The 9,330-nt window shown below is 66.3% G+C and carries 13 protein-coding genes; 3 read left to right on the top strand and 10 right to left on the bottom strand.

The genetic code is table 11. From position 1 onward, the window contains the following. The coding region (locus VKI00_RS00950; RefSeq protein ID WP_324434583.1) for a TetR/AcrR family transcriptional regulator at window positions 1-324 on the bottom strand (324 nt) is incomplete at its 3' end. Window positions 325-463: 139 nt separating this feature from the next. On the opposite strand from VKI00_RS00950, the gene VKI00_RS00945 reads away from it, so the two are divergent. Then, window positions 464-574 (top strand): hypothetical protein, encoded by a 111-nt coding sequence (locus VKI00_RS00945; RefSeq protein ID WP_324434581.1) that lies wholly within the window; start codon window positions 464-466, stop codon window positions 572-574. A gap of 4 nt (window positions 575-578) precedes the next feature. Here the strand turns inward: VKI00_RS00945 and VKI00_RS00940 are convergent, their stop codons facing one another. Further along, window positions 579-1,079, bottom strand: coding sequence for a thioesterase family protein (locus tag VKI00_RS00940; protein ID WP_324434585.1), 501 nt, complete (start codon window positions 1,077-1,079; stop codon window positions 579-581). Window positions 1,080-1,166: 87 nt separating this feature from the next. On the opposite strand from VKI00_RS00940, the gene VKI00_RS00935 reads away from it, so the two are divergent. Together VKI00_RS00935 and VKI00_RS00930 are read left to right on the top strand one after the other, a co-directional pair. Further along, window positions 1,167-2,279, top strand: coding sequence for an alcohol dehydrogenase catalytic domain-containing protein (locus VKI00_RS00935; RefSeq protein WP_324434579.1), 1,113 nt, complete (start codon window positions 1,167-1,169; stop codon window positions 2,277-2,279). A 6-nt stretch (window positions 2,280-2,285) separates the two neighbouring features. Beyond that, window positions 2,286-3,062, top strand: coding sequence for an SDR family oxidoreductase (locus tag VKI00_RS00930; RefSeq protein ID WP_324434577.1), 777 nt, complete (start codon window positions 2,286-2,288; stop codon window positions 3,060-3,062). 35 nt (window positions 3,063-3,097) lie between these two features. Here the strand turns inward: VKI00_RS00930 and VKI00_RS00925 are convergent, their stop codons facing one another. From VKI00_RS00925 to VKI00_RS00890, 8 genes are all read right to left on the bottom strand, one after another. Beyond that, window positions 3,098-3,388, bottom strand: coding sequence for a hypothetical protein (locus VKI00_RS00925; protein ID WP_324434575.1), 291 nt, complete (start codon window positions 3,386-3,388; stop codon window positions 3,098-3,100). Beyond that, on the bottom strand, window positions 3,385-4,599 hold the full coding sequence (locus VKI00_RS00920; protein ID WP_324434573.1) for a TetR/AcrR family transcriptional regulator: 1,215 nt from the start codon (window positions 4,597-4,599) through the stop codon (window positions 3,385-3,387). Before VKI00_RS00920 ends, VKI00_RS00925 begins: the two co-directional genes overlap by 4 nt. A gap of 48 nt (window positions 4,600-4,647) precedes the next feature. After that, window positions 4,648-6,195, bottom strand: coding sequence for a long-chain fatty acid--CoA ligase (locus VKI00_RS00915; RefSeq protein WP_324434571.1), 1,548 nt, complete (start codon window positions 6,193-6,195; stop codon window positions 4,648-4,650). 20 nt (window positions 6,196-6,215) lie between these two features. Continuing rightward, entirely contained in the window at window positions 6,216-7,367 is a 1,152-nt protein-coding gene (locus VKI00_RS00910; RefSeq protein WP_324434569.1) for an acyl-CoA dehydrogenase family protein, read from the bottom strand. An 8-nt stretch (window positions 7,368-7,375) separates the two neighbouring features. Further along, the gene (locus VKI00_RS00905) at window positions 7,376-8,206 is read right to left on the bottom strand and encodes an SDR family NAD(P)-dependent oxidoreductase (RefSeq protein ID WP_324434567.1); all 831 of its coding nucleotides are present in this window, start codon (window positions 8,204-8,206) and stop codon (window positions 7,376-7,378) included. 53 nt (window positions 8,207-8,259) lie between these two features. After that, a complete protein-coding gene (locus tag VKI00_RS00900; RefSeq protein ID WP_414687090.1) occupies window positions 8,260-8,652 on the bottom strand; it encodes a MaoC/PaaZ C-terminal domain-containing protein in 393 nt (130 codons plus the stop codon). A 14-nt stretch (window positions 8,653-8,666) separates the two neighbouring features. Further along, on the bottom strand, window positions 8,667-9,125 hold the full coding sequence (locus VKI00_RS00895; RefSeq protein WP_324434563.1) for a MaoC family dehydratase N-terminal domain-containing protein: 459 nt from the start codon (window positions 9,123-9,125) through the stop codon (window positions 8,667-8,669). Window positions 9,126-9,129: 4 nt separating this feature from the next. Then, the coding region (locus VKI00_RS00890; protein WP_414687089.1) for a thiolase C-terminal domain-containing protein at window positions 9,130-9,330 on the bottom strand (201 nt) is incomplete at its 5' end.

Below are 9,330 nucleotides of genomic sequence, written 5' to 3'. Positions count from 1 at the left end.
CCACGACGGGTCGTCGTGCACCGCGGCAACGGTGGAGTCGGCGGCCCGTCGATAGATGTCGAACAGGATCAGGGACTTGCTGGCGTAGTAGTGGTACACCGTGGCCTTGTTCAGCCCGACCACGTCGGCCACATCGTTGATGCGGGTGCCGTGATAGCCACGGGCCGCGAACAGCTTGGTGGCGACTGCCAGCAGCTCCTCGCGGCGCGAGAGTTCGTTCGCGGTTCCGTTTTCCCGCGATGAGCCGCTTGCGCGAAGAGCATCAGACCCCGATGAGCCGCTTGCGCGAAGAGCATCGCTGTCGCTGCCGTCTGCTGTTGACATGGCGCCTCACTATATGCAGGCCTTCGGTGCCACCGCCGACCAATCAACCGGTTGGATAGTTAGATTTTCGCAGCGCCAGTTCCGGTGTGTTCGACGCGGGTTAGACTCCGAGGCAGCCGACATATGAAGGAGTGGTCGTATGGATCCGAATCCGGACTATGACGCCAGCGACGAAATCGAGTACTTCTTCAACGCATGGGCTTGGGGGCTGAGGGGCGACTACCCGCCACCCGCATACCCGCCGGTGTAGTTGGTTACTCCGGCCTGTTCGTCTCGGATGCGCTCGGCACGCACGCTGTGCGCAGGAGCCCGCGAATCGGCTCGGGTATCGGAACCGGCCTCCGGCTTGTCCGGTCCACGTAGACATGAACCCAGTGCCCAACGGCGGCGACCGGCTGCGCGGCGCCGTCGCCGAGCCGGTCGGCTGCCGGTTGGAACACGCCCAGTCGGTAGGTCACACTGCTCCGTCCGAGCCGGGTGACCGCGAGGCCGACGGCAAGCGGTTCGGGAAAGGCCAATTCGGCGAAATAACGGCACCCCGACTCGGCGACGACGCCGAGGGTGGGCATGGTCAGAGGATCGATTCCAGTGGTGGTGTTGATCCACGCATTGATGGCGGTGTCGAAGAGTTCGTAGTAGACCGCGTTGTTGAGGTGGCCGAACATGTCGTTGTCGGTCCAGCGGGTCAGCACGGGCCAGTGAACCGGGAAGTCCCGGCTGGTAAGCGATCGTTCGTCACCGGACTCGATGCTCATATCGGGCATTGTCTCCCGACGGCCGAGTCGGGCATCTAACTCCCCGACGGCCGAGTCGGGCATCTCCCCAGTGGTACCGTCCGCGGCATGAGAATCCGGGGAGCGGTTCTCGAGCGGATCGGGTCCCCACGGCCATACGCCGAATCGAAGCCTATCACCGTCGACGAACTCGACCTGGCGCCGCCGGGCGACGGCGAACTGCTGATCCGCATCGAAGCGGCCGGACTGTGCCACTCCGACCTGTCCGTCGTCGACGGCAACCGCGTGCGGCCGGTGCCCATGCTGCTCGGGCATGAAGCCGCCGGGGTGGTCGAGCGCGTCGGATCAGCCGATGTTGACCTGGCGGTCGGGCAGCGGGTCGTGATGACGTTCCTCCCGCGCTGCGGCCGCTGCGCCGCGTGCGCCACGGACGGGCTCACGCCGTGCGAACGCGGCAGCGCATCCAACAACGCGGGGACTCTGCTGTGCGGCGGGAGGCGGCTCACCCGCGACGGCCTGCCCGTAAACCACCATCTCGGAGTTTCCGGGTTCGCGACCTACGCCGTGGTGGACCGCAAATCCGTCGTGCCCGTCGATTCCGACGTGCCGCCGACGGTCGCGGCCCTGCTCGGCTGCGCCGTCCTCACCGGCGGCGGCGCCGTGGTCAACGTCGGGAAACCGCAACCCGGCCAGACGGTCGTCGTCGTCGGGCTGGGAGGTGTTGGCATGGCCGCAATGCTCACCGCCGCCGCGCATGACGATGTCCGTGTGGTAGCCGTCGATCAGCTTCCCGAAAAGCTCGACATGGCCCGACGCGCGGGCGCGCACGCGGCTTACACGCCGCAGGAGGCCCTCGACGAGGGGCTGAAGGCCGCGGTGGTCATCGAAGCCGCCGGCCATCCGATCGCGCTGCAAACCGCGATCGACCTGACCGCACCGGGAGGCCGCACGATCACCGTCGGCCTGCCGCGGCCCGATGCGCGGATCAGCGTCTCGCCGCTCGGATTCGTCGCCGAGGGACGCTCTCTCATCGGCAGCTACCTGGGATCGGCGGTGCCTGCCAGGGACATCCCCCGGTTCGTGGAGCTGTGGCGGTCCGGCCGACTTCCCGTCGAGTCGTTGGTCTCGTCGACCATCGCTCTCGACCAGATCAACGAGGCGATGGATCAGCTCGCCGACGGCCTCGCCGTCCGCCAGATCATCGCGTTCGACGGAAAGTGAGGCGCCGTGGGCCCCGAATTGTTCGACCTGAGCGGCAAGGTCGCGGTCGTCACCGGAGGCGGTCGCGGGATCGGCCTGATGATGGCGGAAGGGCTGCTGCGGGCCGGCGCGAAGGTGTACCTGTCCAGCCGCAAGGCCGACGAGCTCGGCGCCGCCGTCGAGGGCTTGGCGGCGCTGGGTCCGGTGGAGTCGATTCCCGCTGACCTGGGAACCGCCGCGGGCGTCGAAACGCTCGCCACGGCGCTGGGCGAGCGGGAGGACGCGATCCACGCGTTGTTCAACAATGCCGGGGCGGCGTGGGGCGCCGCGTTCGAGGAATACCCGGAATCGGCGTTCGACAAGGTCTTCGCCGTGAACGTCAAGGGTGTCTTCCTGCTCACCCGCGCTTTACTGCCGCTGTTGAAAGCGGGCTCCGCACCCGACGACCCGGCACGCGTGATCAACACCGGCAGCATCGACGGGCTGCGACCGCCCGGGCCCGGGATGAACAACTTCGCCTACAGCGCGAGCAAGGCCGCGGTCCACATGCTGACCCGCCACCTGGCCCGCGAACTCGTCCCCGACGTCCTGGTCAACGCGATCGCTCCCGGCCTCTTCGAGTCGAAGATGACGAAGACGTTGTTGACGGCCGGTGCCGAGGCCGTCGGCGCTCAATTGCCGCTGGGCCGCATCGGACGGCCTGACGACATCGCAGGCATCGCGGTGTTCCTGGCCGGCCGGGCCAGCGCTTACATCACGGGAGCCGTGATCCCCGTCGACGGCGGTGTCAGCACCATCAGCTGAACGATCAAGGTTCTTCGCAGGCCCCGAGATTGAACTCAGCGACGCCCGCCCGGCGTGTCGCGTAGCTGAGTTCGATGTCGGCCACCACCCACCAGCCACCGGCCGCCGGCCACCACCCACCGGCCACCGGCCACCGGCCACCGGCCACCACCCACCGGCCACCGGCCACCACCCACCACCCAACGGGTACCCACCCCGCCCCCCACGGCGACAGCGGGGTTGGAGATCACGCACCGCTTCAACGACAGACACCCACAGCCGATGCACGAATCCAGGCTGTCGCGCATGTGTACGCCGCTGAAGCAGGCGCGGTCCTCGGTGATCATGTGGAACCCGTACCGTCGTTGATGGCGAGAAGCTCGGCGCCGATAGCGACCAACGCGGACTCGACGTCTGAGTATTCGCGCAACTCGGGCACGGCGGCGATGTCGTTCATCATGGTCTGCACGGCCTGCACTCGGATGCGGGCGTGTGTGGCGTCCCAACCTGGGTGCACCTGTGCCAGCAGGTTGACCCAGTCGTCGATGTAGGCATGTTGAGCGGCTCTGATGCGATGTCGTTCGGGTTCGGGCAGGTGATTTGACTCGGAGACGAGGACCTGGAGAAGGTGCGGGTTGTCGAGGACGAAGGCGCAGTAGCTGTCGAGCAGACGATTCAGGCCATCGCGGGGATCCGATGCCTGGGCGAATGCGCGATTCATGTCCAGGCGCAGCCATTCGTCGCCACGCAGCATGGCCGCCAGCAAGATATCTAACTTGGCCGGAAAATGGTTGTAGACACTGGGACCACTGATGCCGACGCTGGCACCGATGTCCTCTGTGCTCACCCCCGCGAACCCGTTGGCCGCGAAGAGCTTTGTCGCTTCGGTGAGAATCGCTTCACGGCGGGCTTGGGTGCGCACCATCCCAGACGTCGTCGCGTGGGTCGGCGCCGATTGTCGAGGAGGTAACGGGGAGTCGACAACGGTGGAGATCAATTCGCTCAGCAGAGTAGTGAATTCGGGTTCGGGCAGGACAAGGCTGTGCAGCGACACGCTGGTCGCGACCGCCAGCCCCGACCAGGCAAGCAACTCTGCCTCCATAGCATCCGGGCCGGGGCGCCGTGCACGGATTAGTGCGGCGAACCGTGCGGCGATCTGGTCGATCGCGGTGCGGAATTCCCTGCGGTCGGCTGGGGCGAGCTGCCGCGACTCGCGATGCCACAGCAGCCCAACGCCTCGGTGCCTGAGCACAGTGGTGGCAAGCATCTCGGAAACATCGGGCAACCGTTCGTCCTGTGCTGCGGTGAACGCATCGTCGAGGGTGTCCAGCGCTGCTCCTACGACGGTGGCCAGCAGGTCCTGCTTGCCGCGAAAGTGGCGATACAGTGCCGACGGTCCGATCGCGACCGCCTCGGCCACATCTCCCATGGCCACGTTGGCGTATCCCTTGCGGCAGAACAGATCCGTGGCCGCGTCGATGATCAGCTGCCGACGGTTCGACGGGCGGGTGCCGCGCGCAGGCTGAACCACAGATTTCTGCACCGGTCCAGCCGTCATATCACCCCTACCGTCCGATGGCTTTGACGCTCTTGATGCATTCGCTTATCAGGAAACCTGGTTGGTGGTGTTGCCCCAATATTTCATCCGCAGTTCGCGTTTGAGAATCTTGCCGGCACCCGACATCGGCATGGCATCGACGAAGTCCACGCTCCGCGGAGCTTTGTAACCGGCGATGAGTGTCTTGCAGTGTGCGCGAAGCTGCTCCTCGCTAACGCTGTGACCTGGCAGCAGCACCACCACCGCGTGCACCCGTTCGCCCCAGTCGGGGTCAGGCACCCCGATCACCGCGACGGCCGCGATCGCCGGGTGCTTTGCCAACGCGTTCTCCACCTCGGCGGAGTAGACGTTCTCGCCGCCGGTGATGATCATGTCCTTGATCCGGTCGACGACGAACACATACCCGTTCTCGTCCATCCGGCCGCCATCACCGGTGTGCATCCAGCCGTCCCGAACCGCCTTAGCGGTATCGTCGGGCCGGTTCCAGTACCCCAGCATCACGTTGTCGCCGCGCACGATGATCTCACCGACCTCGCCGCGGGGCACCTCACGCCCGTCACGATCGACGATGTGCACCTCGGCGTGCGGTGCGGCGCGACCCGCCGATCGCCGCAACGCCGGGTCGTCGTGGTCAGCCGGTGTCAATAGTGTCGCGACCGGCGAGAGTTCGGTCATGCCGTAGGCCTGCGTGAATCCGACCGCTGGAAAGGCCTTGCGGGCCCGTTCCAGCACCGCTTCAGAGATCGGGGACGCCCCATAGACCAGATGCAGCAGGCTCGACAGGTCGTAGTCGCCGACGGCCGGGTCGTCGACGAGCATCTGGATCATGGTCGGCACCAGCAAGGCGTCGGTGATGCCGTGCTCGGCGATCGCCTTCAACACCTCGGCCGGACTGAACAGGGGCACGATCACATGCGTCGAGCCGACCAAACATCCCGCGGCCCATGCGGCGATGCCGGCGAGATGAAACAGCGGTGCGGTGTGCAGTAATCGCCCGCGAGGCGTGATGAACTGACCGGAGGCGAGGCTGCCGATCGACGAGGTGAGCAGGTTGTTATGCGAGAGCATCACCCCCTTGGGGTGGCCGGTGGTGCCGCCGGTGTAGAACACGCCGAGTAACTCGTTGCCTCCGGTGCGGGTGTCCTCGCCGGGGCCGTGCTCGGCGATCAAGGTCTCGTAGCCCAGCGTGCCGGCGGGCCGTTCGCCGTCGCCGCAGTAGATCACTGCACCCAGATCCGGAAACTGTTCTTGCAGTGCGGGAATCATCGGCGCGAACGCGTCGTCGACGAACAGGACCCGGGTGTCGGAATCGGCCAGCGAGTATGCGATCTCGACGGCACTCCAACGGACGTTCACCGGGTTGAGCGCGGCTCCCATCCACGGCACCGCGTAGAAGTACTCCTGGTACCGGTCGGAGTTCAGGGCGAGGATACCGACCCGGTCGCCTGCCTGCACACCCAAATCGGACAGCGCAGCGGCGAGGCGGGCGATGCGATCAGCTGACTCGGCCACCGTGCGGACGCGGTTCCGGTAGATCGTGGCGGGGCGGTCAGGGGTCTGCTGGAGGCTGCGATGCAGCGACTGGGTTAGATACATGTCTGCTCCTCGATCCGGCGCTACAGCGAGCGCGCGATCAGTTCCTTCATGACTTCATTCGCGCCGGCGTAGATCTTCTGCGCACGCGAGTCGATGAACATCCGGGCGATCGGATACTCCATCATGTACCCGTAGCCGCCGAACAACTGCACGCATCGGTCAATGACCTGGACCTGCATATCGGTCACCCAGGCTTTCGCCATCGACGCCGTCGTCGCGTCCAGCTCACCGCGCAGGTGCCGCTGGATGCAGTCGTCGACGAACACCCGCGCGATCCGGGCGACCGTGGCGCATTCGGCGAGTTCGAACCGGGTGTTCTGCATGTCAAACAGCGGTTTGCCGAAGGCGTCGCGGTTCTTGGTGTACGCCACGGTCTCCTCGACGGCGCTCTCCAGCGTGGCCAGGCCGCAGACCGCGACCACCAGCCGTTCGTGCGCCAGCTGGCGCATGGCGTAGCCATAACCGGCGCCTTCGACACCGAGTAGGTTGCCGACCGGGACCAGGACGTCGTCGAAGAACAACTCCGCGGTGTCCTGTGCCTTCATCCCGACCTTGTCGAGCACCCGACCGACCCGGAAGCCGGGTGCGTCGGCGGTCTCCAGCACGATCAACGACACTCCCTTGGCGCCGGCGGCGGGATCGGTCTTCACGACGAGCACGATCAGATCCGCCGAGCTGCCATTGGAGATGAACGTCTTCGCACCGTTGAGCCGGTAATGCTCACCGTCGCGGATCGCACTGGTGCGCAGCGCTTTGAGATCGGATCCGCCGCCGGGCTCGGTCATCGCGATGGCGCTGATCAACTCCCCGGTCGCCATCCCGGGCAACCAGCGCTTCTTCTGCTCTTCGGTGCCGTAGGCGAGGATGTACTGCGCGACCAGCCCGCTGTGGACCTGGTTGCCGAACCCGGTCTCCCCGCAGGCGGCTTGGGCCTGCATGATGGCGAACTCGTGGGCCAGCGTTCCGCCACCGCCCCCGTATTCCTCCGGGACCGACGAGCACAGCAAGCCGAGGCGGCCTGCCTTGATCCAGAACTCCCGGTCGACGCATTTCTGCTCGGCCCACCGTTCCCGGTGCGGGAGTGCCTCGGTCTGGAAGAACTTGGTCGCCATGTCCCTGAGGGCCACTACGTCGTCGTCGGCCCAGGCCGACCGGTACGCACCCGTGGTCATCGTCGTCGTCAGAAGCTGAAGCCGCCGCCGCAGACGAGGGTCTGCGCGCTGACGTAGTCGGATTCGGGGATGCAGAACAGATACACCGCGCCCGCGGCTTCAGCCGGAGTACCCCCGCGGCCCAGTGGCACCATCTGCTCCATGGCGGCGAGCAGGCTCGGATTCACGCCGACCTTGATCTCGTTGCCGGCCACCTCGATCGTGCCTTCGCCGCCGGCCGGGGTCTCGGTGAGCCGGGTCTTGATCAGCCCGAACGCCACCGTGTTGACGGTGACGTTGTAGCGTCCCCACTCCTTGGCCAGCGCCTTCGTCAGACCCGTCACCCCGGCCTTGGCCGACGAGTAGTTCGCCTGCCCCGCATTGCCGCCCGTGCCGGCCAGTGAGGAGATGTTGACCACCTTGCGGCAGGGGACAGGCTCCCCGGCGACTTTGGCCTTCTTGACCGCTGCCGCGATGACGGGCTGCGCGGCCCGCAGGATCCGGAACGGCGCCTTGAGGTGCACATCGAGGATGGCGTCCCACTGTTCGTCGGTCATTTTCTGGATCACCGAATCCCAGGTGTAGCCGGCGTTGTTGACGATGATGTCCAGGCCGCCGAAGTTGTCGACCGCGGCCGCGACGAAGCGTTCGCCGAAGTCGGCGTCGGTGACGTTGCCGACGCAGGTCACGGCCTCTCCGCCGGCGGACTCGATCGCGGCGACGGTTTCCTTGGCGGGCTCGGCGTCGAGGTCGTTGACCACCACCTTCGCACCCTCGCTGGCCAGTTTCAGTGCGATCTCGCGCCCGATCCCGCGGCCTGAGCCGGAGACGATGGCGACCTTTCCCTCAAGAGTTCCCATGGTTGACAATCCTTTTCGTTTGTTTTGAGGATGCTGATTTCCGCGGCGTGGCGTCACAACGCGACGACGGCGTCCCCGGTGAGGGTGACAGTGCCGTCCGCGAGCGTGACGGCGAGCTCGAGAGCCGCGCGCCGCTCGCCGTCGACGTCGTCGATCGCGGTGATCCTGCCGGTGGCGGTTGGCTCACCGTGCAAGGGCGTGATCGCGGCGAAGCGCACCCGGTAGCGGCGAATCGCCCGCGGGTCAACCCAATCGGTCAGCAGCCGGCCCAGGTAGGCCATCGAGAGCATGCCCTGAGCGAAGACGTCGTCCAAGCCGGCCGACCGCGCGACGTCGATGTCGATGTGCATCGGGTTGTGATCGCCCGACGCGCCGGCGAACAAGGCCAGCGTGGTCCGTGAGATCGGCCCGACCGCCAATGGAGCAAGCTCGCTACCCACCTCAATGATCGGCGCGGCGGTCACTGGGGTGGCTCCGGGTTCCGTACGACGATCACGCTGTTCAGCTGGGCGACCAACTGGCCGTTCTCCCGAGTCACCATCGACGTCTTCTCAATGAATTCCAACGCTCCGCCCTTCTTGCTGTACACGTTTGCGATCCGTGGGGTCGCGGTCAGCACGTCGCCGGCCACCGCCGGCGAGTGGTAGGTAAAGGACTGCTCGCCGTGGAGTACCCGCCGCAGGTCGACACCGACGCCGGCTAACCAATCGAACGGGTCAGGGCGCTCCAGTTCGATGCCGAACAGGAAGGTCGGCGGCACCGGCAGATCGCGGTGTCCCGCAGCGTTGGCCGCCTGCAGGTCGGTGAAGACCGGATTGGTTTCACCGATCGCCTTGGCGAAGAAGCGCAGACGGCCCGCGTCGATGGTCATGGTGACCGGCGGCAGTTGCTTGCCGATCACGTTCTGGTCCAACGGCATTGGTTCAACTCACCTTCTCGTAGAGGGTCACGACGGCGGCGCCGCCGAGTCCGATGTTGTGCTGCAACGCCAGCGTGACGCCCTCGACCTGGCGGGCCCCTGCCTGACCGCGCAACTGCCACACCAATTCAGCGCACTGCGCCAAACCTGTTGCGCCCAGCGGGTGGCCCTTGGACAGCAGCCCGCCCGACGGGTTGGTGACAAC

It is taken from the genome of Mycobacterium sp. (genome assembly GCF_035314665.1).
In the GTDB taxonomy this organism is placed as follows: domain Bacteria; phylum Actinomycetota; class Actinomycetes; order Mycobacteriales; family Mycobacteriaceae; genus Mycobacterium.
This window is presented reverse-complemented; position numbering and strand designations above follow the sequence as displayed.

What these genes read in the sequence shown, in the direction of transcription:
- VKI00_RS00940 (WP_324434585.1), bottom strand. Translation starts at nt 1,079, where the DNA reads ATGAGCATCGAGTCCGGTGACGAACGATCGCTTACCAGCCGGGACTTC.
- VKI00_RS00935 (WP_324434579.1), top strand. Translation starts at nt 1,167, where the DNA reads ATGAGAATCCGGGGAGCGGTTCTCGAGCGGATCGGGTCCCCACGGCCA.
- VKI00_RS00920 (WP_324434573.1), bottom strand. Translation starts at nt 4,599, where the DNA reads ATGACGGCTGGACCGGTGCAGAAATCTGTGGTTCAGCCTGCGCGCGGC.
- VKI00_RS00945 (WP_324434581.1), top strand. Translation starts at nt 464, where the DNA reads ATGGATCCGAATCCGGACTATGACGCCAGCGACGAAATCGAGTACTTC.
- VKI00_RS00905 (WP_324434567.1), bottom strand. Translation starts at nt 8,206, where the DNA reads ATGGGAACTCTTGAGGGAAAGGTCGCCATCGTCTCCGGCTCAGGCCGC.
- VKI00_RS00925 (WP_324434575.1), bottom strand. Translation starts at nt 3,388, where the DNA reads ATGATCACCGAGGACCGCGCCTGCTTCAGCGGCGTACACATGCGCGAC.
- VKI00_RS00915 (WP_324434571.1), bottom strand. Translation starts at nt 6,195, where the DNA reads ATGTATCTAACCCAGTCGCTGCATCGCAGCCTCCAGCAGACCCCTGAC.
- VKI00_RS00910 (WP_324434569.1), bottom strand. Translation starts at nt 7,367, where the DNA reads ATGACCACGGGTGCGTACCGGTCGGCCTGGGCCGACGACGACGTAGTG.
- VKI00_RS00895 (WP_324434563.1), bottom strand. Translation starts at nt 9,125, where the DNA reads ATGCCGTTGGACCAGAACGTGATCGGCAAGCAACTGCCGCCGGTCACC.